Raw genomic sequence first — 23710 nt, forward strand, 5'->3', positions numbered from 1 at the left:
TAGCTCCCTGCAAAAATAGCTCAATGCCAGGTTGATATTAAACAATAAGCCCTCTGCTTCCTATGTAAAGCAGGGGGCTTACTGCTATCAAAAAAAGGTAATCACTCGTAGTATTCAGATAGGCTACTGCTTGTTAAATGTTAACTGCAATAGCATATTAATTTGAAAGCATTTTCTTCTCTGTTTGAACTGACCAGGGTAGCTTGAGAGATTAAAAAAGGAAGAGATCGCGACCACTCGAAACGGCAATAACTAGGATATTGTACTAATGAAGCGAATGCACTTGTGGCCACCTCTTGGAATGCGGCATTGCTCTAAATTTAGACAGCATAAATTGACCTTTGACTGCTACTCAGTGATGAAGCAGCTAGAACAGGAGTAGAAGATAGCCTCAGATACTTTACTAAGATGAGGTGCGAAAACTTGCCAATTGCCTGCGAAAGCTCTCTAATTTCAGTTCGATAATTGTCCCATGGTGAACTAAGCGATCAATCGCGGTAACCGTCATCATTGAGTCGCTGAAGATGCTATCCTACTGACTAAACGGCTTGATTCGCTGTGACCAGCAAACTTCGGCGCTTATAGGGATGGGAGATTAGTTCAAACAACAATTTATAATAAATATACTCTAGGTGCTACCGCTTTGATATGCCAAATAAATTGCTTCTAAGAATTGATCTGAGGTAACTCTAGGAGGAATAGTCTCCAGATAGATAAGGATTCGGGCTTGACGTGCTAGATTCATGCTGAGTTCAGTCCGGGCTTTAGCAGTTAAAAAATCGCGGCGTTGTAGAAATTCTCGAACGATCGCAAAGTCATCTGGTTGGAGTTGGGTGATATCGCTGAGGATGGGAAGTTGCCGAGCCAGACTTTGGGCGCTCTCAGAAAGGGCGATCGCTCGTTTCACAAGCATTCGTTCCTCTTGAATGACCAACGTTCCTGCCACTAAGTCTCCTAGACGTTTTTCATTTTGATCAAATAAAATTAAGATGGCTCCTACAATGAAAAAAGTATCATCAATGGGTCTAAGTAGAGCCCGCAGCAACGCTTGAGTTAGTCCAATGGGTCTGCCATCATCTCGAATGACTCGAATTTGAGCAAAACGCTTGCCAGGGGTTTGACCTTGGTACAAGGTTTCAAATAGAACAAAGTATCCGGCTGAAATAACGAATGTACCTAGGATAGCGATCGCCACGAACCATAGTGCAGCTACGGCGTAGCTATCAGGAGATAGAGTAGTTGCAACTTGTGTTGCAAATAAAGTTCCAAAGAACCAGAAAAAAGAAATGCCTAACAGCACGAGCAAATTATCAATGAGCAATGCCAATGCCCGATTGCCAATACCTGCCAAGGTAAACTCTAGTTCAACGCTTTCTGGGGTAAGCAAAATCACCTTCTTAAACAGATCCAGAGTTGGCATTGCTGGGACACTGTTTGCTGAGATTTCATTAACTGAATCTCTGTTTCCTGAAGTATCTTCTGACTTATCCCTTCGCAGTTGCAGCTTAAGTCCTTCTCGACGATTGCATAAATCGAAGTACAAAACTCCCTTAATTGATTGGGCAATAGGCAAGGTAATCACAATCCCTAGCATTCCCAAGGCGAAACTAGCAAGATAAACGACTGTTAGAGCAGCCGAATTATCAGTGCCTGATAGTCCCACCAAGATCACTTGCAGGATAGCGCTAACAATTTGAAGCGCCACACTGAGTGGAACCATAATTAGTGAGGAGACGAATAACACCATGACCGTATGCCAGATATTTTTCTCGGTCAAAGTCCAACTACGACCCACTGAATCGGCTGGTTTTGTCTCCGGTTCAATGCCATAGGGCAACTCGGCAATGGCAAATCTTGCCGCTACCCACGTCCAAGCGATCGTGAAGAAGAGCACGAGAGCCAAGATGCCGAGGAATAAGGCGATCGCCGTTGCTGGGCTTCGCACGAGTCCTTCTAGCATCCCAAAAGGGTTGTTCTGAAGTGCCGTAAATCCTCCAAGGCTACCAAAAACCAGTGCTAGAACGATCGCTAATGCCAAATACACGCCAATAATTAGGGCAGAGAAGAGCACAAATAGGATTAATCCAATTAACCAGAAGCCCCAAGACCGAGCATTGGTAAAGCGTTTCGCGTCTTTTGCAGTTTCGGGTTCAACGAATAGCTCTTTAAAGACCAACCGAGAAATTGCCGCAGACCCCGCTAAGTACCGCCCAAAGCAATAGAAGCTCAAGACAAACCCTAAAGGAATGAGCAGCAGAGTCGCAATTGTGGCAGGCAACACGGCATAGAAGATGAAGGCGATCGGCACAGCCAAAACCAACAACCCCGCAATCCATAAAACTGTAGTGACAGCAATTCCTGAATATTCCTTAAAGTGAGCACGATAAAGACGAACGCCTGCATTGACCGTGTTGCCTGGGCTGAGCGGTTGAAGCAGTTCGGGATAATGGAGTTGAGACATGGGTGTGAAGGTGAATGAGAGCAGGGCTGTTGTTATGATGCCTGACAGGAGATTAAAGTACCCGTTTCTCTACAGATTGAGTGCAGAAAGATGAACCTTCAACGCTGGATTGCCCGCCGTGAAACAAGCTGGAAACAACTTGATGATCTATTAAAACAAGTCGAAAAACGCGGGCTAAAGTCACTTCAGGCTGGTGAAATTCAGAAGCTTGCTAGTCTCTATCGTTCGGTATCGGCAGATTTGGCGCGTGCTCGCACCCAAGGCTTAGGTCACTTAATGGTGCAAAACTTGCAGGCGTTGACTAGCCGCAGCTATACACAAATTTATCAAGGCGCACGGCGGCAAGAATGGCAGGCAGTTTGGGACTTTGTGCTCTGGGGCTTTCCGGCAGCAGTGAGGCGATCGCGCGGCTACATTGCCCTGGGTACTGCACTTTTGTTGGGAGCAGGGCTGATCAGCTTTTGGGTGGCTTGGCAAGATCCGGCATTTATGGCGTTAGTTGTGCCTGAAGCATTGATTACACAGGTGCGCGATCGTCAGGAGCTTTGGATGGGAAGCATTGTAGGCGTAGAACCATTTGCTGCCAGTAATATCATGATCAACAACATTAAGGTTTCATTTGCTGCTCTTGCAGGAGGCATCACCGCCGGCATCTACACCACTTTCATCATGTTGCTTAATGGCATTTCTTTGGGCGCAATTTCGGCACTAGTGGGGCAAAATAATCTTGCTTATCCCTTTTGGGCATTTGTTTTTCCCCATGGAGCACTGGAACTTCCCGCCATTTTCTTTGCAGCCGGGGCAGGGTTTCTCATCGCCAGAGGATTGTTGTTTCCAGGACAGTACCGCCGCATTGATGCCTTGAAGATTCATGGACAGCAAGCTGCTCACCTCATGTTTGGCATTGTTCCTATGCTGGTGATAGCAGGGGCAATTGAGGGATTTTTCTCACCCAGTCTAGTTGTGCCTAGCTTCTTAAAGTATTTAGCGGGTACAGGATTACTGTTAGCGTTGCTGACTTACCTGAAACGCAGCAAACCTGCCCTTAGTCAACAGTAGTTAAGAGAATGAAAAATCTCAAGCATGGTCTTTTGCCTCTCCTGTTAAGGTTTTGATCCAAGGTGAGAAGAAAACCTGAGAGATGCTCGTGACTTAAAGTTTTACTTACTCAGGGCTAATGACGAGACTCTATAAGAACAACGTATTTCTACTCAACTGTATGGCAAAGAAATGAACTATTTATGAAGATGTAAGTAGACGGGCTGAGTTAAATGTAGGACAACCGTCTCGGCTGTGAGGTGAGGTCAGCAAGATAGTTATCTCACAAACCGTACATTTAGTTGTGCCTGCCTACTGAAGTAGATCTACTTTATTTGGCTGAGGCAAATGGCTAATTTTGATATCTTCCAACCGAATCGCCTTCTAAGTGCGGGCAATGCAGGTGAGTTGGTAGCTTGGACAAAGCAGTCGCTTGAAACAGGGGTTGAGGTTTTGCTGATTGATTTTTGTGAAGTGATGTTTATGGATAGTAGTGGGTTGGGAACGTTGGTGTCGGCTTTGAAGTTGGTGCAAAAGGCTGAGGGACGACTGGTAATCTGTTCATTAGGTGGGCAGGCTCTAATGCTGTTTGAGATGGCTGGCATGGAGAAGCTATTCGAGACCTACAGAAATCTTGATGAATTTAAAAGTGCTTTGTCAGGAGCGTAGACTTCTCCTAAAAAAAAGTCTCTTCTTCGACTGGACGAATGATCGCGGGCTTCTCTCCGACTGGGCGAAAAATGGCTTCTAGTGCTTTTTGTAGCGTATCTGCCATGACAATGCGATCGCGGTAAGCCACGATGACTTGCACTAGAGTTGGAAGCTTGTTGTACTCTGCCTCTAAATAGAGGGGTTCGACGTAGAGGAGCGATCGCTCTATGGGAACCACCAATAGATTGCCCTGTACTGCCCGCGAACCTTGCCGATTCCACAAAGAAATCTGTTGAGAAATGATTGGATCTTGGTTGATTCGTGCCTCAATTTGTTCAGGGCCATAGATCAATCGCTGTTTTGGAAGCGTATACAGCCGCATTTCTCCGTATTGATCGCCATCTGAACGGGCAAAGAGCCAGGCAATGAGGTTATTGCGTTGGGCAGGCGTAAAGAGACGCAGCAGAATAAATTCTTCGCCCTGCTGGCTACCCGGTAACTTGGTAATGAGGTAATAAGGTTTAACTAACTGTTGCTCGGCATCATAGATTTCATTGGGGGCTCGCCACTGGTCTTCTCGGTTATAAAATACAATCGGATCGGTCATGTGGTAGGTCATTAAATGATTTGATTGCACCTCATATAAATCTTGCGGATATCGAATATGTTGACGCAGTATTTCTGGCATTTGGTCTAAAGACTGGAATACGTTGGGGAACACTTTCTTCCAGGTTTGAATGATGGGATCTGATTCGTCTGCAACATAGAAATTGACTGAGCCATGATAGGCATCAACTACTACTTTGACAGAGTTGCGAATGTAGTTAAAAGGATGGGTGAGTGGATCGGAATAGGGATAGCGATCGCTCATTGTATAAGCATCAATCATCCAGTATAAGTAGCTTTCATCAGTAGAATTTACATCACTAGGATTGGGAAGATCTGTTCCTTTCTGCTGCCATTGTTTGCCTTGAGTATCTGCAACCACTAAATAGGGGTTGCTGTCGTAGCGGAGGAAGGGAGCGATCGCCCTAATGCGTTGATTAATGTTCCGTCGGAATAATACTTTAGTTTGAGGCGTAAAATCATTAGTCAAAATCATCTGCCAATCTCGCAAATGTTTTCCTAAGATCAAGCGTTGCCAAAAATTACCAATGCCGACTCCGCCTCGTCCGTCATAGGTGCTGTAAACATTGTCGCTGCCACTGGGATAGTCGAGTTCTTTTACCTGTGTCTGGGTCATGACATAGGTATCGGTCATTTCTCCATAATAAATGCGAGGTTTACCGATCGGAATATAGTTTCGAATGCGAGGCTCGATCGTCATAGGTTCTATCCCTTGCACTAAATACTCGGGTAAGCCTCCTTCTCTAGCAGTGTTCACCGGACTGAGGGTAAATCCGTACCCATGAGTATAAATTAAGTGTTTATTGACCCAGGTTTGGGCAGCGACAGGAACAGCGCCATAATCAAGTTCTCGCGCTGCAATTAAGACCTGCTGTGGTGCGATCGTGCCGTTAGCAGTAGGTAGAAGATAGCGATCGATATCTGCATCTGGAAATTCGTAATAGAGGCGAATGCGCTGGAGTTGGCGATTGGTCGTTAATAGGGGGCGGGTATCCCAGAGGCGAATGTTTTCTACGGTTGGGCTATTCTTTTTTAAGTCTTCGATCGTCAGCCCGTTGTTAGGATCAAACGTTTCTATCTTAATGTCACTCAATCCAAATGCTTGGCGAGTTGAGGCGATCGCATGGTGAATATAAGGCTGCTCTAGCTCTAATTCGTTAGGCTGAACCACAGCACGTTGAACGACGGTCGGTAAAATTAGTTCGCCAAGTATAGAGAGGGTAAGAAATATGCCAACCCCCCAGAGCGGCAACAAGTTTTTTTGGAAAGCAATCTGTTGCAGCGATAATTTTTGGAGACCTGGTTTTGCCGATCGCAGGCGAACAGATTGATTTAGTTTTTGGGGCGATTGGTAAGCTGCGGCTGTCCATAACAACCCTAATGCTACGATGCTCCCTAACCCCGTCAGCAAGTTGTAGGTCGTTAACTGAATGTTGGCATTGGTGTAGCCTGCACCAAACACAACCCCATCGGGTCTGTAAAGCAAACGATAGCGATTGAGCCAGTTTGTAAAAGTAATCACGCCTAAAAACACAGCACCCACACCATAAAGGTGGCGTTTCTGAGAATCGGTAAAGCCTGTAAAATTGCCTTGACTGAGGCTATCTCTTGACAAAAGATAAATCAGGCTGACCGAGAGTAGGGCTAGGGCAGAGAGCCCCATAAACCAGAACTCTAACAGTTCCCAGGCAGGTAGCGCAAAAATATAGAAGCTAATATTTTGACCAAATAGTGGATCAGTTTGATGAAAGGCAGTGGGTGAAAATGCCGCGAGTAGGGTTGACCAATGTTCTGATAGAAGTAGTCCAAAGCCTAAGCTGATGAGTACGGCGATCGCGCCCAATAAAATTTGCGGTGAAACGAGAATGGCGATCGCGATGCCCCCCAAGAGTGCCAATTGCCAAGCTTGCTTGCCCCACATTTGAACGGCTTGCCAAAGCTTGCCTAATCGTAGTTCTACTAGCGGAGTTAATGGCTGGTCGAACCCATTGCGCCAATATTCTGCAACTAACTGTCCTTGATAAACCAACAATCCTGCCACGCATAGACTACCCAACAGCGTCAACGACAACAGTTTGGCGATGCCCATACTGCCCCAAAAATTAGGACGATCGCCTTTGAGAAGCTGAGCAGATTCGACGTTTTTACGAGCGATTGATCCGTTTATGCCCAAAAAAACTAAGCTTATGACCACCACTAGGGCTCCCCCTAATCCCTGGGTTCCTAGCCTGAGCCAAAATATGCTCAAATACCCTACCTCTGCAAACCATTGCCCTTCTGCCCACAGAAATGTCAGCAAATCGCAGGCAAACAAGATACCGAGGCAGAAAATGACGCGTTGAAGAAATTTAGGATGTTTGATGTTCATAGGCGAAATTTAAGCAAAATTTTGAGTTGAGTGGCGATCGCTATCTGTTATGATAAGGCTGATGCGGATGTGGCGGAATTGGTAGACGCGCCAGATTTAGGTTCTGGTTTCGTAAGAAGTGAAGGTTCAAGTCCTTTCATCCGCATATAAATCTTGATTCGAGCGAAAATGCGCTAGAGCGCCTTTATACTAGCTGTGTATCCTTCAGCGTTTATTTTTTGAAGGCTATCTTTTAGGATGGAGCAGTTTATCGCAACGCTCATGACGATTCAGTGCATCGTATTACACCCGATCATATTGCAGCCAGTGTTCCAGCACATTGCCCCGGCAACCGCGGCTTGCATGGGAGCGATCGCTCTATTGCTTGTGGGTTTATTGCCCTATTTATCTAGACTTTTAGCAAATCGTCTTGCCCCTAAAATTCAAGGCATTAAGCCTCTCTCCCCTTCTCAAAAAAAGCAATTGCGCCAACAGTTGCTTCACCAAGTTAAAAGAGAGGTAGCCCAATCAACCACTCAGCCAGGACTTTCTGCCTCACTTCATCTCCTGGGTCGTGAACTGCTTTGGAATGGCGAACTGCGAGTTGGTCAAAAAGCTGTAAAATTGACGACTACTCGGCACATGCTAGAAGCATTTCAGCAACCACAACTGGCAAAAAGGCTATTGATTTTAGGGGCTTCAGGGGCGGGTAAAACGACGTTGCTCATGAACTTTGTAGAGGCATGTTTAGCGCGATCGTCAGCACACTCAGATCAACCTTTGCCCATCTTACTTAACCTTAGTAGCTGGACAGAGCAATATTTGTCTTTTGAACAATGGTTTCTCATAGAGCTAAAAGCAAAGTATGGGCTTTGTTTAGATGTAGGACAGGATTGGCTAGAAACCCATCAGTTTTTACCTTTTCTAGAGGGTTTAGATGAGCTAGGCAGGCAACTTCAGGATGGCTGCTTAGAAGCAATTAATCAGTTTCAACAGACGTTTCAACCGCCTGGGTTAGTGGTGTGCAGTCAGACAGAAACATATCAGCATTGCGCTGTTTCACTCAATGTAATTAGCACCCTTTGGCTTCAACCTTTAACTGTCAGACAGGTGCAAGCCTATCTAGAGGCGATCGCTTCAGCATACCCCCAAGGGGTCGCCCAACCTCAGATTTTGCAGACTATTCACAAAGATTTGAATCTGATGCGCTTAGCTCAGTCGCCTCTGCTGCTGCATCTCCTGCTGTTGCTCAATCCTACCTGCCCTGTTAACCACGCCGATGATTTAATAGCACTCTATCTTGAAAAATATTTAGGACGAGATAATTTCTATTCTGTTTCACCGACTGGGCAAGAGCCTCAGCCATCCCAAACCCTGCATTGGCTAGGGTGGCTGGCTAGAAACTTACAGAAGCGTGGGCAGAGTGAATTTTTAATTGAGCGGATGCAGCCCAGTTGGTTGGCGAGTCAGGGACAGCGACGGCTGTATCGAATCGGTGTGGTGCTGATGGCAGGAGGAGTGGCGGGAGCGATCGCCACTGTTACCAATTTGATCAGCAATTTGGGGATCACTTCGCCTGTGTTTTGGGGCTTAATTGCAGGCGCGATCGCGGCATTTCCTAATCAGATCAACTTTGTAGAAACTCTTTCCTGGTCACGAGACCAAGCCCGACGAGGCTTACTCATCGGCTTGCTACAAGGAATTATCGGTAGCCTCTGTCTCGGAGTATTTCTAGTTGCCATTTGTTCAGTTATTTTTATGGTGGATCCCATTCACCTTAAAACTATTAAAGCAACTTTAAACTCAGGAAGCACCTTAGGCTTAGTTATTATTGTGTCAACTGGTTTGATGAGTGCATTACTGACCGGGTTGTTGGGCAATACCCTTGAACGTCAAACACCTCTAAATCATGGAATGTGGCATTCGGCAAAGAACACACTCATCCTTACCTTGATAGGTTTTGTGGTGGGCTTATTAGTCAGCGGCATCTTCAGCAGTATTGCAAACATTTTCTTTGATCTTGTTAGCTCTATTGTGTTTATTCCGTTAATGTTTCGTATTCTCTACTATCCTCCTGTCCTGCTGAAGACAGGACTAATGATGGGCTCTATCAGTGGATTAATAGTTGGCATTTCTTGCCTTCAGCATTTTATTTTGCGAGTCATGCTATGGTACAACGGCTCTATTCCTTGGAACTACGATCGCTTTCTCAAGCATGTTACCCAACAAATGCTCATGCAACGTTTGGACGGTCGCTATCGCTTTACTAATAGTCTCCTGCGCAATCATCTGGCGCGTTCCTACTCTTTAGTTTCATGCTCTTCTGTTAAGTGTTCTGAGGTATCTGTTATGGGTTCAAAAAATACCTGATAAGTAGCTGAGGGTGTTAATTGATTAAGCAACTTGAGATGAGCTTCTGCATCTGTGCGATCGCGAAATCTAGCAACCACGGTTGATCGTGTTTCAGGCAGTAAACGGAGAATGCACCAAGGATGAAGATGATCTTGATAGGTCATGGGGTTGGTGGTTAAGGGATTCAGGTCAAAAAGTATACTTACTGCCTGAAAGCATTGTACCGGAAGGGGCAGAATTAACCTTTAAGACAAAGTAAATTTTAAGACTGACTCTGGTAGAGAATCACATTGAAGTAGCCTCAAACGTTCTCCCGCGTTGCGGCTGTCCCCAAAGTACTGTTTCTTGCTTATAAATTGCAATCCCTGGCTTTGCGCCCTTCGGTTTATAAACTAGCTTAGGCGTGGTGTAAATTACGGGCGCTTGGTCACTTTGCCGTGCTCGACTGTAGAACGCTGCCAAATCTGCTGTGAACTGTAAGTCTAACTCGTCAGCGATCGCCCCTGGCTCTAGCCGCAGTAGCACATGGCTACCTGGAATTTCTTGAGTGTGGAACCAGAGGTCATAGTCGCCAGCCAGCCGAAACGTTAGTTGATCATTTTGGCGATTATTGCGTCCAATCAGCACCTCATGACCACCGGGAGTTTTGTAGCGTAAAAAATTGGTGCTAGGCTGACTGACGTTGCGATAACGTTGTTCAGGATCATCTAAATAATTTTGCTGCACCAATTCGTCACGCACTTCAGTTAACGATTCTAAGTCTTCGGAGGTACGGTACTGATCAAGTTGGGTGATGGCGACTTCGACTTGTTCAAGATAGTCAATTTCGGTTTGCACTTCTGCTAAAAGTGGGTCTAAGGCACGGCGCGATCGCTTTAACTTTTGGTGGCGTTTGTAAAAGGCTTGAGCGTTCTGCACAGCATTCTTTTCTAGATCAAGAGGAATGTTCACAGGCTGATTCGTTACAAAATCTGTTAGTGTAATTTGTTTCATTCCGGGCTGCCATTCATGCAGGTATGCCATCAGTAAATCAGCACGTTCACGATATTCGTCAGCTCGATCGGAAAGCTGCAATCGTTGCCGGAAGTCCTGCGCTTTAACGTAAAGCTTTTTAAGTAAGTTGCTTAACCGTTGACTAATTTGGTGACGAAGTTGAACAAACTCTTGTTGGCTAAGTTCATTGGTGTAGTAACGGTGCAGAATAGCTTGCAGGCTTTCAGATGGTTGGCGAGAGGGCTGAACTCCCCAGCCCAAAACGGTATAACCCTGCTCTAGCCAGCCCGGTTGAAACTGCTGATTTTCTAATTGGGTTAACCATTTCTGCCAGCATTCAAACAACCTTTTCCACTCAGTTTGCGTGAGGCGATCGCTGACTGCATGATCTGAAATTCCTGCCGTCCGAAGCATCGACAACGCCAAGGACGAGCTTAAACCTCGATAGCTTTTCAACAAATTCCGCTTTAATTCTCCAGGTACTAAGTTAATTCGTTCCTGCCACCGCTCTTGCGATTCGTCCAAACGAGGGATGGGATTTGTTAAAACGGGCGGAATTTCGTAGGGCTGCCCGGTTTGAATGGGGCGAACGCTAGATTGTTGATTGCTGACTTGGTGAGCGGCTGTAACAATCAAGTGATCAGATCCTGTCAGAATGACGTTGCTGTAGTTGCCCATAATTTCCACATAAACATGCCACAGGGTTGCATCACCAGGACGATGGGCAAACTGTAAATCGATCACTCGCTCCCAAGGGGCGATCGCCTCTATGCTGACTAGCGCTAATCCACCTAACTGATGCCGTAGCTGCTGGCTAAAAGTAAAGGTATCAGGCGTGCGAGGTGGCGCATCTGCCATGCAAACTCTCGCGGCTTGTGGATGCCAGGAAATGGTTAACCATCCCCGACGCTCTAAAGTGCGTAACGCGATCGCAAGGGTATGGCGATCGCGCTGGTAAACTTGCTCTAAACGTGCAGGCAACCATTCTGCCCGAAGTTCGGTGCAGGCGGCTGTCAGAGTTGTGAAGTCAACGGGTTGCAAAATAAATAATAGGTAAAGGAATAAAAATAAGACTCTGGTGAATTCTATCTAGATAACTTCTCAGGTCATCTAAGATTTAAACATAGGAATAAAACTTAGATATAGAATAACCATCTTTCTAGCATTAGCACTGTTATTTCAAATCATAACCACCGCTTAATACAATAACTGAAATCTCTTCTTCCTTCATATCGCGTATATTTTCTTCCTTCATATCGCGTATATTTCAGGCAAATACCTGAAGAATCACCCGATAGGATGATGCAACTGGGTGAAGGATATTCCGTCTTTTATTACCTACAATGTTTGGATACAAGTCTGTGATTTACTAACAATTTTCAAGATTTTGCAAAAGTAAATGAATTAGTGGGTAAGCAAACTGATGTCTCTTTCTTAACTGCTTGATTTGTCTACAGTCCATAGAGAGTAGACTCTTAGCACAAGTGAGATTAGAATAGCATTTCTGGTTTGTTCAGAGTTGCTCAAGTAAGTTTTGTGAAAGGGGCTTTGAAGGTGATTTTATTGTGAGTAGAGAAGACTTTAACGAAGAATGGTTTCGTTAGAAATGAGCTTGAAGGTCGAAAAAAATGCCGATAACATGGAAGTTAGTCTCATAGATATAGTTCTCTGACCTGTCGTTTCTAGATTGCTCTTGTTTTCATCTTTCTAAGGTCGCTGCCATAAAAACAGACACTTGTTGGTCACTACTTTAACTATCCCCTACAAAAAGCATTTTACTTCTATGAGCAGTATCAACAATCAGCTAGCAGCTCAAAAATCTCACGTCGGTATTACTATGGACATTAAGTTGATTAACATTGGATTTGGCAATATTGTCTCTGCAAATCGAGTCATTGCCATTGTTAGCCCTGAATCTGCGCCCATTAAGCGCATTATTAATGATGCTCGCGATCGCGGACAATTGGTCGATGCGACCTATGGTCGTCGTACCCGTGCCGTCATTATTTCTGATTCTGGACATGTTGTTTTATCGGCAATTCAGCCTGAAACTGTGGCAAATCGCTTTGTCGTCAGCAAAGATTCTAATGGAGACAATTAGTTTTAAGTTTTAGGGATGCTATCGTTAGATTCTGAAAAGTGGTTCTAAAAAACTCTCATTGAGATATATTTTTAGTAAGCAAGAATACAGTTCGCGATCGCACACTCTTACATTCACTGGGGCTATGAGAACAGGCAGACTAATTGTTTTAACAGGGCCTAGCGGGGTCGGTAAGGGAACTCTACTGCAATCGCTCCTCAAGCGACACTCAGAGCTTTACTTGTCTACCTCGGTGACGACTCGCACGCCTCGGCTGGGCGAGGTCAACGGCAAAGACTATGAATTCGTGAGTCGCCTGGAGTTTGAACGGATGGTGACGGCAGGAGAACTCTTAGAATGGGCTGAGTTTGCTGGAAATTGTTATGGAACGCCTCGCTACCCTGTGGAACAACAGATTCGGCAGGGTAGATGGGTGGTGTTAGAAATTGAGCTAGAAGGGGCTAGACAGATTCGCCAAACTTTTCCAGAGGCGTTTCGCATTTTCATTCTGCCGCCTTCAATGCCTGAACTAGAGTTCCGCATTCGTAATCGGGGAACTGAAACGGAAGATGCGATCGCTCGTCGTTTGGAGCGGGCAAAGGCAGAAGTGAATGCTGCGGATGAGTTTGATATGCAGGTGGTGAATGATGACCTGGAGAAAGCTTTGGTGCGAATTGAGGATGCGCTGTTTATGCCGATGGCTTCTCGATAGTCAAGCTACTTCTATATTCCTTCAGTTTTGACGGCTTCTAATTCTTGTCGTACTTTAGCAGCACGTATGGCTGTATTGAGCATCCCCCAGAGTAAGCGTCTGATGGTATTAAGAAATGGTGCGGCACCTTAAAGACACAGCACCATCAACGTTGGGTCGAATTTAGTAGAAGGGCGATCGCATTTCAAAAGCTATTTAGCCCCTTCGTGCATAACGCTCAACATGAAGTTAATACGCTGCTCTAAGTCAAGCTTTTTGATCATTGCTGAAAACTCGTCTGTCTCAGAAGGTAATTCATAATCAGACGGGACTTGAATGATTGTGCCGTTCTCCATCCCCTTGGAGAGCAGCAACCAAACTTCCAAACGAGCATTAGGACTCAGAGCATTGTAGGCACGACAAATTTCTGTGCCTGCACCTTGGAGAAGATCACGTTGGGCTTGCAGTTGCTCTTGAGGAGACAATGCCTGAATTTGGTCGAATACTGCTTGACCAACAGCTTCTACACTCGGAGGAGGTGCTGGATTTAGCTCATCTTTAATATCCAGGTAGCCGTACCAAAGTAAGGCAAGTTGAGTATCTACATCAAAACGTTGAAAAGCGTCTAAAGCGGGTTTGGTATTTTGATCAACTGTGTAGGTCATAGAAACTCCAAGAAATGAATTGTTTTTCTGGCTGGCAATGATTGCTCAAGAGAAAAGCTCTCCTGGCTTTCTTGGACAGGCTAACGAATGCATAGCGCAGAACAATCCTACAGAAGATAGAAACGGAATCCACTTCATAAGACGGATGCAGATGACGCTCGCCCATTGTTTCTCCTCTTTTCCTATTCTGTCCTAGGTTTACGGTGTCCTCAATTGCTGAAGAATAGATTGGGTGAAGGGATGCTTAGAGAGATTTGTTTAGCGTGAGTTCAGGTTAGTTTGACGATAACGATCGCCCTGGTCGACCAGACTACGGAATAAGTTATTTGCTCAAGTGCTACTCTGCGATCGCTTGTGGAATTGTTCTTGCAGTTTTGGCTGCTTCTATGCCTTGTTGCCTAGAAGATTCACTCATCATAAATTTCACTTCTATGACCAACTTTATCGATGAAAAGGATACTTTCTTCTATGTTGAATTCATAGATGACTCGATAATCTCCTATTCTGAGTTTGTAGAATCCAGAGAGATCTGCGGTGAGAGGTTGTGGCGTAATTTGTTCAAAATTTTCGGCGAGCCAGTTGATTTTAGCGATGATTCGTTTTCGGTTGGTGACGCTTAATTTCTCTAGGTTGGCGATCGCTTCCGGTTCATATTCAATCGAATAACTCATGAATTGTTTTAGCCAAGCTTTTCAATCGCTTCTATGGCTGGAATTCCGCGCATTCCGCTGGCTCTGCGCTGCTGAATGTGGAGCAACTGTTGTTTGACTTCTGCTTTGAGTTCTTTTCCTGCGTCGGGGTCTGGTAGAAGTTCTTGAAGTGCTTCTGCGACGGTTTCTTTGATGAGTTCTTTAAGTTCATCGGTGGTGAGGTCTTTAACTTGCATTTTAACTTCGCTCCAGAACAGTTTCTTTGCTCTAGTTTAAGGGTTTTAGCCGTCTAGCTCCGCCATTAGGTCTATAACGCTCCCTCTACGGATGTTGCCTGTGGCATAGTTTTGTTCTGATTCTGCCACTGGCTGAAGCAGGGCAAGCCAGCAGTCTTGCCACAGTAGTTCTTCATCTCGTTGGGATAGGTCGTTTCTGCTGCTGGCTCCCATACCAATTGAAGGGGGGGAGAGGAAAGTTTTGCTGGGAGAGGTAGATCTCGACGGCTTCTTGAATTAACTCAAGGGACGATCGCCCTGTTTGATAAGAGAGGCGTTCTAAGGCTGAATTCAGAGTTTCAGAAAATTCGATCTCGGTTGGTTTCACAATGACGATCGCCTCAAGCAATATGAAATTCATTTTATTGTATGCAACTGGAGAGGGCTAGGCGATCGCTACTCCATGATTTTACGGTGTCCTCAATTGCTGAAGAAGGGATTGGGTCAAAGAATGGTCGGAGAGGCGATCGCCGTGCCCTGCTTCTAGTGACTGTTGCAAGCAAGTATAAAGGTTACTAAAAACAATGGTCATATTGGGATGACTTTCGCCCAAACGAGGAAACAGAATTTCTAATGCCTGCACATACAAGGGTTCCGCCTCACTGTAGCGCCCTTGCGAATCGTATAACGCTGCCAAATTGTTGAGACTGAAGGCGGTGTCGGGATGGTTTTGCCCTAGTTGCGATCGCCAGATTTCTAGGGCTTGGAGATACAGGGGTTCCGCCTCACTGTAGCGCCCTTGCGATTTGTATAATAGTGCCAAATTGTTGAGACTGGTGGCGGTATCGGGATGGTTTTGCCCTAGTTGCGATCGCCAAATTTCTAGGGCTTGGAGGTACAGGGGTTCCGCCTCACTGTAGCGCCCTTGCGAGTCGTATAATGCTGCCAAATTGTTGAGACTGGTGGCGGTGTTTGAATGGTCATGCCCCGCTTGCGATCGCCAAATTTCTAGGGCTTGGAGATACAAGGGTTCTGCTTCGCTATAGCGGCCTTGCGACCTGTATAACTCTGCCAAATTGTTGAGACTCATGGCGGTGTCTGGATGGTCTTGCCCCAGTTGCGATCGCCTGATCTCTAGGGCTTGGAGATACAAGGGTTCTGCTTCACTGTAGCGCCCTTGCGACTCGTATAATCCTGCTAGATTGTTGAGACTGGTGGCAGTGGAGGGATGGTCTTGCCCCAGTTGCGATTGATAGATTTCCAGAGCTTGGAGATACAAGGGTTCCGCTTCACTGTAGCGCCCTTGATCTTGGTAGAGTCTACCGAGCCAAACCAAACTACTCGCGACTGATTCCTGCTCTCCCAGCTTTTCTCGCAAGGCGACAGCTTTTTGAAAATAGTTCGTCGCTAGTTCAATTTCTTGGGGGTAATCTTGAGCATTGCCTTGTTTGACACGTTGGGCATAAATGCGCCCAAGTTGATGATATAACGTGCCTAAAAGGGGATCATTGGGGCGACGGGCCTCGGTTTGGGTAATCAGGGCTTGTAGATCGGTGAGGGGAATCTGAATTTCATCTCCATCGGGTAAGCCTAACTCGGCAAAAGCGGGGCGTAAGTCGTCTAATTCACTAACTAGGAAGGTATTGGGCTTGGCAACGAAGCGAAAAACGCCTTTGCGCCAACTCCAAAAGTCGGGGGCTTCTTGGCTGAGGGCTGCCATGAACTGGTGAGTTACCCACAGCACAATGGGAAAGTGGAAAGCGGCTAAAGCTTCTCGCGTCCACTGCAAGTAGCCCAGGAAAGTTGACTGCTGCGAGGGTTCTGCGGGATCTAATTGGAGGAAAAATAACTGTTCGATGCCCAAAACTGTAACGATCGCGGGTTCTCCCTGTTGAAGCAAGGGCGATCGGGCGACCAGTTGGACGAGGGCACGGTGCAAGCTTGGATCTTGGAGATCAAGGTGTACCTGAAAGCTGTGAATATTGGGAGCTAACTCAGCTTCGTAGCGCTGCACAATGGCTTGACGGAGTTGGGGAGAATCGCAAGCGGCAATGAGCAGAGAAGATATGCCCTGTCCCGCTTCTAGCGATACCAACAGATCATCGTAGGCATCTTGGTTGTCTGGATCAATAGCAGGCAGGACATCATTCATGGAATTAACTTCCGATCTTTCAAAAGCTCCACCACAATTGGATGGGTGTTGTACCAAATTTTGCGATTACGATATTCCAAAATATGTAAATTATGGAGCAGATCTAAGAATTCCTTCTGTGCCGGATCTTCTGGTTCTAGATCGGTATAGGTTTTTTGGAGAATCTCATAGTCCACTTTGCCTAATCGGATTGCAAAGTCATTCCGAAGTTTGTTCACGGCTTCGTCTAAAATATCTGCGTTGATTTGCAACGTTAGCTGGTTTGGATCTCGACGAATCAAGCGTAAACAAATGCGGCAAGATTCACTCGCAATCCGAATCAGTTCGCGCAATACGCCGCCGCTGTAGCGGATTAATTGTTCTGCGGTGGCGCGATCGATCAGGGTGTCGGGAATACGACGGTGGAGAATGGTGCAGAGCGTATCTAGAATCTCTGCATTAATGGAGGCACTGGGGTCATTAGCGAAGTCTTTGGCAAATAGTTTGATGACGGGCATGGTGATAATCTGCCCGTTGGTTTCGGTTTCTAGGGTGGGCAGAATGTCTTTGTCGCGCAAGATGGCGATCGGGACGGTGTAGATGATGTGGAAGCCAGGCAGACACAGGGTTTTGATGTTGTCTCGAAAGATCGGTTCGACAACAGATAGATTGAGTTTATCTAAATCGTCGATGATGACGAGGAGGCTCTTTTGGGTTGCGTCTTGCAGAGCGGCGGCAATGATGTTGAGTTGGGCAACAAGTTCATAATCGTTGCGTTCATATTTTTGTTTGATTTCTCGCCGCAGCGTAGTGTTAGCTTGAAGTTTGAAGCTAATGGCTTCAAGGAAATTAAAGCCAAATCCGGCTTCTCCTTTAATTTCCTTGACATCGGTTTTGGTTAACTCAGCAAACCACTTGTAAATGGCATCTCGGGTGGCTTTAGGCAGGGCTACGCTTTCATGCTCGGCTTTAAGCATGAGGTTAAGGGCGATCGCAAACAAAACATTGACATGATCCACATCAGACATTTCGATGGATCTGGCAATTGAAAACAGCACGACAAAGTAGCGATCGCCTAACATGGGACTCCGGCTAAACTCTGCCAACAGCGTTGACTTACCACAGCCCCGATGCCCCGAAAAAATGACTTTACTATCGCCAGCGTTGCTGTCTTCAATCAGTTGCACTAATTCCTCAATGACCTGATCGCCATAAGACACCCGCAAATGATCTAGCTCTTTAGGAGTCATTAAGGGCTGAAGCTCTAAATTGCGATATGCCGCTTGAAAGGTTTCCAGGAGGACAGACATAGTGACCAAGCAGATGAGGGTAAGCGTGCTTATCATTATGCCTGTTCAGTGCGGCTCTGCGATCGCGGCTTGTCGTTTGAGCGATCGCTCTCCCAAAATTCATGGCGATCAACCTCTAAAACCTCTCAACTTTTCCAAACTGAGGCAATCCTCTCCTCAACCTAGAATTTTTCTACCCTAACCCAGGCGATCCTTACTCCAACCCAAGCAACCCTCTTCCTAAACTAAAATTTTTCTACTCCAACTGAGGCAATCCTCACTTCAATCCAGGTAATCTTCACTTCAACCTAGGTAATCTTCACTCCAACCTAGGTAATCTTCACTCCAACCTAAGCAATCCTCCTTCAATTCATGATTATCCCCCTTAAGTACAAAAACGCCCTTGTTGATAACAAGGACGTTTTCACTTCAAACTAAGATGAGCAACTGCCAACCTAAGCTTTCACAGGTTGCGGCTTCTCCTTCTTCGCCTTCTGCATAAATCGCTGCCCCAGATCCTCCAAAACACCCTCCAAACCTGCCCCTTGGTCACTCGCCTTGGCGTATTTATAAACCGTCAACGCCGAAGAATAAGCTTCACTTCCCACCGCTATATACGTATCCTCCAATAACTCCTGCAACTGATTGAGCGACAGCAAGAGCGGATACAATTGCTCAAACAACAGCACATCCTTCCGCATCTCATCTAGGTCAAACGATCGCGGCAAAAAGTCGGGGTTCTGGGTCGCCACCTCCAACGCTTTACTGACAAAGGCGCGGCTCTTATCGCCCATCTTGGGCAATGCCTTACGCTCCTCGCTGGTCAGATCAATCAAAAATGGCAGCGATACTTTAATGGTGGCGATCGCCGACATAATGATCTCGCGGTTATTGGTAGACAACGTGGCACTAATGGCAGTGTTGGGCATGGAATTATTTCCTCAGTAGATGTACTAGAGGTAGAGTGCCCAAAGAGACTTATGCGATCGCGCTGCCCACCCTTTTGAAATGCAGCTAATTTTCGTAATCCTGCAACGCCTTCACTCCCAATGGCTGCGACTGGAGCGATCGCACTGCTGCTGCCGCCGCCTTTGCTCCGGCGATCGTGGTGATAGTCGGAATTTTATGGGTTAGTGCCGATCGTCGAATGAGGCGATCGTCTATTTGCGCCGTTGCTCCCACAGGCGTATTGATAATCAGCTGCACCTGATCGTTTTTAATCCAGTCCAAAACGTGAGGTCTACCCTCATGTAGCTTCAGCACTAAATCTACCTTCAGCCCATGCTCTAACAGCACCTTGCGTGTGCCTTCGGTTGCCACTATTTTCAAACCCATATCAATGAAATCGCGCACGACGGGCACAGCCGCGACTTTATCTCGATCGTTCATCGACACAAACACGGTGCCTTTCTGAGGCAAGCGTTGAGCCGCCGCCAGTTCCGCTTTAGCGTATGCCGTGCCAAAGTCGGTATCGATGCCCATGACTTCGCCTGTCGATCGCATTTCGGGGCCCAGAATGGTGTCAGTGCCAGGGAACTTGTCGAAGGGCAGGACGGCTTCTTTAACCGAGATATGTTTAGGAATCACTTCTTGCGTAAAGCCCAAAGATTCTAAGCTTTCGCCCGACATGACGCGCACCGCCATTTTTGCCAACGGCACCCCGATCGCCTTCGAGACAAACGGCACCGTCCGAGAAGCACGCGGATTGGCTTCAATGATGTAAACCTGATCGCCCTGCACCGCAAACTGAATGTTCATCAACCCTACGACTTTAAGAGCTTTTGCCAGTTGCACCGTCCAGGTACGAATCACGTCTAGCACGGGTTCTGAGAGCGTGACTGTGGGAATGGAGCAAGCTGAATCGCCAGAGTGAATTCCGGCTTGCTCAATGTGTTCCATAATGCCGCCGATGACCACGTTTCCACCTTGATCGGCGATCGCATCCACATCGACTTCGATCGCATTTTCCAAGAACTTATCAATCAAAATGGGATGGTCGGGTTCAACCAAAACCGCATAGGACATATACCGCTCTAAATCTGCATCGGAATAGACAATTTCCATTGCTCGTCCACCTAAAACATAGCTAGGACGAACAACAACGGGATAGTCAATTCGTTGCGCCACTCGCAGAGCTTCTTCAAAGCTGCGAGCCAGACCGTTAGCGGGTTGCCGAATATCTAACTCCCGCAGAATTTTCTCAAACTTCTCTCGATCTTCCGCTGCATCGATCGACTCTGGTGAGGTGCCCCAAATTTTAGTCGAGACTTCAGGCGTACCGCTTAAATATTGCTGAAGCGGAACAGCAAGTTTCAACGGCGTTTGTCCGCCAAATTGAATAATCACGCCTTCAGGATTTTCGGCTTCCAGAATATTGAGGACATCTTCTTTCGTGAGCGGCTCAAAGTAGAGGCGATCGCTGGTATCGTAGTCGGTCGAAACCGTCTCAGGGTTGGAGTTGACCATAATTGTCTCAAAGTCGTTTGCCCGCAGCGCATAGGAGGCATGACAGCAGCAGTAATCGAACTCAATTCCCTGCCCAATTCGGTTTGGACCACCGCCCAAAATCATCACTTTGCGGCGGGTGGAAGGCAACACTTCCGACTCGGTGCTGGTCATCGGCTCCTGCCCATCTACCAGTTCCGTAACCTCCGATTCGTAGGTGGAATAGTAATAAGGCGTGAAGGCTTCAAACTCAGCGGCGCAGGTATCCACGGTTTTGTAGACCGGAATGATGCCGAGATTCTTGCGATAGGTGCGCACGTCGTCTTCGGTCGTTTTGGTAGCAAAGGCAATTTGACGATCGCTAAACCCTTCCTGCTTGACGGCGTAGAGTTGTTCCCGCGTCAGGCTCTTAAGCTGCGATCGCTTCAGAAATTTCTCGGTGTCTAACAGAGATTGCAACTTATCCAAAAACCAAGGATCGATCGAGGTCAGGTCAAACACCTCTTCCACCGTCATGCCCATTTGAAACGCATGGCGCACCGTAAAAATTCGCTCAGGATTCGGCGTTCGTAACCCCGCGCGGATCTGTTCTAGGCTAGGCAACTTCTCAGCCCGATCGCAGCCCCACCCGGCGCGTCCCACTTCCAGCGATCGCACCGCCTTTTGGAACGATTCTTGGAACGTCCGCCCGATCGCCATTGCCTCGCCCACCGACTTCATTTGCGTTGTCAGCACCGGGCTAGAACCCGGAAACTTCTCAAAGGCAAACCGAGGAATTTTCGTCACCACATAATCGATCGTGGGTTCAAAGCTTGCTGGGGTTTTTTGAGTAATGTCATTAGGAATTTCGTCCAGCGTATAGCCCACTGCCAGCTTTGCTGCAAACTTGGCGATCGGGAAGCCCGTTGCCTTAGAAGCCAGGGCAGAACTCCGAGACACGCGCGGATTCATCTCAATCACTACCACTTCACCCGTCACCGGATTCACCGCAAACTGAATATTAGAACCCCCCGTCTCCACCCCAATTTCTCGAATAATCTTAATCGACGCATCCCGCAGCCGTTGATACTCCTTATCCGTCAACGTCTGCGCCGGAGCTACGGTAATTGAATCTCCGGTATGAATGCCCATCGGGTCAAGGTTCTCGATCGAGCAAATAATCACCACGTTATCCGCCAAATCGCGCATGACTTCTAGCTCATATTCCTTCCAGCCCAACAGCGACTTCTCAATCAAAATCTGAGAAACCGGGCTGGCATCTAACCCCGACTGCGAAATCTCTTCAAACTCCTCCTGGTTGTAGGCAATGCCGCCACCCGTACCGCCCATAGTAAACGCCGGACGAATAATCAACGGGTAAGAGCCAATTTCAATGCCGATCGCCTTTGCTTCTGCCATCGTCTCAGCCAGCCCAGACGGACAAACGCCCACACCAATCCGAATCATCGCTTCTTTAAACAGCTTCCGGTCTTCTGCCATCTCGATCGCGGGTAATTTAGCGCCAATCAACTCAACGCCATACTTTTCCAGCACCCCTGTCTTCGCCAGTGTCACCGCCAGGTTCAGCGCCGTCTGTCCGCCCATCGTCGGCAGCAACGCATCCGGGCGCTCCACCTCAATGACCTTCTCCAGTATCTCCGGAGTCAGCGGCTCAATGTAGGTGCGATCGGCGGTTTCAGAGTCAGTCATGATCGTTGCGGGGTTGGAATTAACCAACACCACCTCATAGCCTTCTTCGCGCAGGGCTTTGCAGGCTTGGGTTCCAGAGTAGTCAAACTCGCAGGCTTGTCCAATGACAATGGGACCAGAACCAATCAGCAGGATTTTGTGGAGATCAGTGCGGCGGGGCATAGGAGTATCGCTAGAGTCGTGTGGATAAAATCCCAACTATTCTAAGGGTATTCTTTACCTCAGACTGAATTCATTGCTGCAACTTTTCAGGATTGGTCATGTATTTGGGCTTGCCGACGAGCTAAAAGACGCTCTCTTCAAGAAACTTACAAGGGATCGCGCAACTTTTGCGAAGGAAATACGCTGATTATTTCTGTACCTAGATTGAGCGATCGCCACAGATTCAGCTATCTGTTACGATCGCACCAAATAGGCTACATTGCCATGGAAGTTGAAGATATCTTACGTCGCCGCCACATCATTCACTCCGATCCAGAAACGATGAGCGGAGCGCCTGTTTTTGTAGGCACGCGGATTCCTCTGCAAACGTTCTTTGACTACTTAGAAGGAGAAGAGGGCTTGGCGGAATTTCTAGAGGATTTTCCGTATCTAAAAGCTCAGTCGCTAAAGGTTTTGGAAATCATTGCAAAAAAGATGATTGAACAGGAGCGCAGTGCAGGTGCTCATTCTGCTTGACAAGAATCTTTTGAGCAAGAAACTGAAGAAGCTTCTCTTAGAGGCTGCGCATTCAGTACAAAACGTAGAAGATATGGGCTGGAGAGGCGTTAAGGATCAAGAACTCTTGGCACTGACTGAAGCTCACCGCTTTGATGTCTTTATCACCGCCGATCAGAATTTACCTTATCAGCAAAGTTTGCGCGATCGCCCTTTCCGAGTCATCGTTCTAGCCGCAAAGAGTACTCGTCCAGATTGTTTATTACCATTGCTCACTCACGCTTGCAACGTCCTACCTTCTTTAATGCCGGGTTCCATCACTCTAATCAATGACAGTGGATAGATAAAGCCTTTTCCAGCCTCATAAAGCTTTTCATTTCTGAGGTGCCATAATCTAGGAGAAATTGCCCTGCTCATTCTCCAATGACTCGTCCTACCCAGTTTGATGTATTTCTTTGCCACAACAGCGAAGACAAGCGCTTTATTAGAAACATTGCCCGCCAACTGCGTGCCCAAAACCTCACGCCCTGGCTCGATGAAGAGCAGCTAATACCAGGGCAAGATTGGCTGGAAATTTTGCAGCAAGACATTGCGGTCATTAAAACTGTGGCTGTGTTTGTGGGCGAGAAAGGCGTGGGCCCCTGGCAGCGGCGAGAGATTTCGGCGTTTTTGCGAGAGTTTGTGGAGCAGGGTACGCCTGTGATTCCAGTTTTGTTGGAGAATGCGCCA

19 protein-coding genes, 1 tRNA gene and 1 pseudogene are annotated in these 23710 nt (G+C 46.9%); 9 read left to right on the plus strand and 12 right to left on the minus strand.

Translation table 11 applies throughout. From position 1 onward, the window contains the following. Positions 1 to 403 precede the first annotated feature (403 nt). Both KME11_22265 and KME11_22270 read right to left on the minus strand, forming a co-directional pair. Positions 404 to 611, minus strand: a pseudogene (locus KME11_22265) (ATP-binding protein). A 17-nt stretch (positions 612 to 628) separates the two neighbouring features. Next, positions 629 to 1411: an RDD family protein gene (locus tag KME11_22270; protein MBW4517937.1), complete on the minus strand. Its 783-nt coding sequence runs from the start codon at positions 1409 to 1411 to the stop codon at positions 629 to 631. A 1140-nt stretch (positions 1412 to 2551) separates the two neighbouring features. Between KME11_22270 and KME11_22275 the strand changes: the two genes are divergently transcribed. Both KME11_22275 and KME11_22280 read left to right on the plus strand, forming a co-directional pair. Continuing rightward, positions 2552 to 3520, plus strand: coding sequence for a stage II sporulation protein M (locus tag KME11_22275; protein ID MBW4517938.1), 969 nt, complete (start codon positions 2552 to 2554; stop codon positions 3518 to 3520). A gap of 327 nt (positions 3521 to 3847) precedes the next feature. Then, positions 3848 to 4168: an STAS domain-containing protein gene (locus KME11_22280; protein ID MBW4517939.1), complete on the plus strand. Its 321-nt coding sequence runs from the start codon at positions 3848 to 3850 to the stop codon at positions 4166 to 4168. Positions 4169 to 4175: 7 nt separating this feature from the next. Here the strand turns inward: KME11_22280 and KME11_22285 are convergent, their stop codons facing one another. Continuing rightward, the gene (locus KME11_22285) at positions 4176 to 7145 is read right to left on the minus strand and encodes a UPF0182 family protein (GenBank protein MBW4517940.1); all 2970 of its coding nucleotides are present in this window, start codon (positions 7143 to 7145) and stop codon (positions 4176 to 4178) included. A 63-nt stretch (positions 7146 to 7208) separates the two neighbouring features. Between KME11_22285 and KME11_22290 the strand changes: the two genes are divergently transcribed. Together KME11_22290 and KME11_22295 are read left to right on the plus strand one after the other, a co-directional pair. After that, positions 7209 to 7290, plus strand: a tRNA-Leu gene (locus tag KME11_22290). 116 nt (positions 7291 to 7406) lie between these two features. Beyond that, positions 7407 to 9494: a hypothetical protein gene (locus KME11_22295; protein MBW4517941.1), complete on the plus strand. Its 2088-nt coding sequence runs from the start codon at positions 7407 to 7409 to the stop codon at positions 9492 to 9494. Positions 9495 to 9761: 267 nt separating this feature from the next. Here KME11_22295 and KME11_22300 read toward each other — a convergent pair whose 3' ends face one another. Next, positions 9762 to 11510, minus strand: coding sequence for an NFACT family protein (locus tag KME11_22300; protein MBW4517942.1), 1749 nt, complete (start codon positions 11508 to 11510; stop codon positions 9762 to 9764). A gap of 796 nt (positions 11511 to 12306) precedes the next feature. Between KME11_22300 and KME11_22305 the strand changes: the two genes are divergently transcribed. Continuing rightward, positions 12307 to 12570: a DUF370 domain-containing protein gene (locus tag KME11_22305; GenBank protein MBW4517943.1), complete on the plus strand. Its 264-nt coding sequence runs from the start codon at positions 12307 to 12309 to the stop codon at positions 12568 to 12570. A 124-nt stretch (positions 12571 to 12694) separates the two neighbouring features. Continuing rightward, positions 12695 to 13261, plus strand: coding sequence for a guanylate kinase (gene gmk / locus KME11_22310; protein MBW4517944.1), 567 nt, complete (start codon positions 12695 to 12697; stop codon positions 13259 to 13261). Between the two features lie 191 nt (positions 13262 to 13452). Here the strand turns inward: gmk and KME11_22315 are convergent, their stop codons facing one another. The 6 genes from KME11_22315 to KME11_22340 form a co-directional block, all read right to left on the minus strand. Then, positions 13453 to 13905: an Orange carotenoid protein gene (locus KME11_22315; protein ID MBW4517945.1), complete on the minus strand. Its 453-nt coding sequence runs from the start codon at positions 13903 to 13905 to the stop codon at positions 13453 to 13455. A 407-nt stretch (positions 13906 to 14312) separates the two neighbouring features. Further along, a complete protein-coding gene (locus KME11_22320) occupies positions 14313 to 14576 on the minus strand; it encodes a type II toxin-antitoxin system RelE/ParE family toxin (GenBank protein MBW4517946.1) in 264 nt (87 codons plus the stop codon). An 8-nt stretch (positions 14577 to 14584) separates the two neighbouring features. Further along, positions 14585 to 14791, minus strand: coding sequence for a hypothetical protein (locus tag KME11_22325; protein MBW4517947.1), 207 nt, complete (start codon positions 14789 to 14791; stop codon positions 14585 to 14587). A gap of 45 nt (positions 14792 to 14836) precedes the next feature. Continuing rightward, entirely contained in the window at positions 14837 to 15004 is a 168-nt protein-coding gene (locus tag KME11_22330; GenBank protein MBW4517948.1) for a hypothetical protein, read from the minus strand. Positions 15005 to 15239: 235 nt separating this feature from the next. After that, positions 15240 to 16922 carry a tetratricopeptide repeat protein gene (locus KME11_22335; GenBank protein ID MBW4517949.1) on the minus strand — a complete coding sequence of 561 codons (1683 nt, stop codon included), beginning with the start codon at positions 16920 to 16922 and terminating at the stop codon, positions 15240 to 15242. Then, positions 16919 to 18211, minus strand: coding sequence for an ATP-binding protein (locus KME11_22340; protein MBW4517950.1), 1293 nt, complete (start codon positions 18209 to 18211; stop codon positions 16919 to 16921). The genes KME11_22335 and KME11_22340 overlap by 4 nt, the downstream gene beginning before the upstream one ends. A gap of 1 nt (position 18212) precedes the next feature. Between KME11_22340 and KME11_22345 the strand changes: the two genes are divergently transcribed. Then, the gene (locus KME11_22345; GenBank protein ID MBW4517951.1) at positions 18213 to 18392 is read left to right on the plus strand and encodes a hypothetical protein; all 180 of its coding nucleotides are present in this window, start codon (positions 18213 to 18215) and stop codon (positions 18390 to 18392) included. A 253-nt stretch (positions 18393 to 18645) separates the two neighbouring features. Here KME11_22345 and KME11_22350 read toward each other — a convergent pair whose 3' ends face one another. Together KME11_22350 and carB are read right to left on the minus strand one after the other, a co-directional pair. Then, on the minus strand, positions 18646 to 19119 hold the full coding sequence (locus tag KME11_22350) for a hypothetical protein (protein ID MBW4517952.1): 474 nt from the start codon (positions 19117 to 19119) through the stop codon (positions 18646 to 18648). 85 nt (positions 19120 to 19204) lie between these two features. Beyond that, positions 19205 to 22486 (minus strand): carbamoyl-phosphate synthase large subunit, encoded by a 3282-nt coding sequence (carB, locus tag KME11_22355; GenBank protein ID MBW4517953.1) that lies wholly within the window; start codon positions 22484 to 22486, stop codon positions 19205 to 19207. A 264-nt stretch (positions 22487 to 22750) separates the two neighbouring features. On the opposite strand from carB, the gene KME11_22360 reads away from it, so the two are divergent. After that, complete coding sequence (locus KME11_22360; GenBank protein ID MBW4517954.1) at positions 22751 to 23002, plus strand: DUF433 domain-containing protein; 252 nt, start codon at positions 22751 to 22753, stop codon at positions 23000 to 23002. Then, the gene (locus tag KME11_22365) at positions 22986 to 23324 is read left to right on the plus strand and encodes a DUF5615 family PIN-like protein (protein ID MBW4517955.1); all 339 of its coding nucleotides are present in this window, start codon (positions 22986 to 22988) and stop codon (positions 23322 to 23324) included. The genes KME11_22360 and KME11_22365 overlap by 17 nt, the downstream gene beginning before the upstream one ends. Positions 23325 to 23710: the final 386 nt, after the last annotated feature.

The sequence above is a fragment of the Timaviella obliquedivisa GSE-PSE-MK23-08B genome, assembly GCA_019358855.1.
In the GTDB taxonomy this organism is placed as follows: domain Bacteria; phylum Cyanobacteriota; class Cyanobacteriia; order Elainellales; family Elainellaceae; genus Timaviella; species Timaviella obliquedivisa.

Excerpts from the sequence above, each read along its gene's own strand:
- gmk (MBW4517944.1), top strand. The coding sequence starts at position 12,695 with ATGAGAACAGGCAGACTAATTGTTTTAACAGGGCCTAGCGGGGTCGGT.
- KME11_22275 (MBW4517938.1), top strand. The coding sequence starts at position 2,552 with ATGAACCTTCAACGCTGGATTGCCCGCCGTGAAACAAGCTGGAAACAA.
- KME11_22330 (MBW4517948.1), bottom strand. The coding sequence starts at position 15,004 with ATGGGAGCCAGCAGCAGAAACGACCTATCCCAACGAGATGAAGAACTA.
- KME11_22280 (MBW4517939.1), top strand. The coding sequence starts at position 3,848 with ATGGCTAATTTTGATATCTTCCAACCGAATCGCCTTCTAAGTGCGGGC.
- carB (MBW4517953.1), bottom strand. The coding sequence starts at position 22,486 with ATGCCCCGCCGCACTGATCTCCACAAAATCCTGCTGATTGGTTCTGGT.
- KME11_22350 (MBW4517952.1), bottom strand. The coding sequence starts at position 19,119 with ATGCCCAACACTGCCATTAGTGCCACGTTGTCTACCAATAACCGCGAG.
- KME11_22305 (MBW4517943.1), top strand. The coding sequence starts at position 12,307 with ATGGACATTAAGTTGATTAACATTGGATTTGGCAATATTGTCTCTGCA.
- KME11_22320 (MBW4517946.1), bottom strand. The coding sequence starts at position 14,576 with ATGAGTTATTCGATTGAATATGAACCGGAAGCGATCGCCAACCTAGAG.
- KME11_22360 (MBW4517954.1), top strand. The coding sequence starts at position 22,751 with ATGGAAGTTGAAGATATCTTACGTCGCCGCCACATCATTCACTCCGAT.
- KME11_22315 (MBW4517945.1), bottom strand. The coding sequence starts at position 13,905 with ATGACCTACACAGTTGATCAAAATACCAAACCCGCTTTAGACGCTTTT.
- KME11_22335 (MBW4517949.1), bottom strand. The coding sequence starts at position 16,922 with ATGAATGATGTCCTGCCTGCTATTGATCCAGACAACCAAGATGCCTAC.
- KME11_22325 (MBW4517947.1), bottom strand. The coding sequence starts at position 14,791 with ATGCAAGTTAAAGACCTCACCACCGATGAACTTAAAGAACTCATCAAA.
- KME11_22340 (MBW4517950.1), bottom strand. The coding sequence starts at position 18,211 with ATGTCTGTCCTCCTGGAAACCTTTCAAGCGGCATATCGCAATTTAGAG.
- KME11_22285 (MBW4517940.1), bottom strand. The coding sequence starts at position 7,145 with ATGAACATCAAACATCCTAAATTTCTTCAACGCGTCATTTTCTGCCTC.
- KME11_22295 (MBW4517941.1), top strand. The coding sequence starts at position 7,407 with ATGACGATTCAGTGCATCGTATTACACCCGATCATATTGCAGCCAGTG.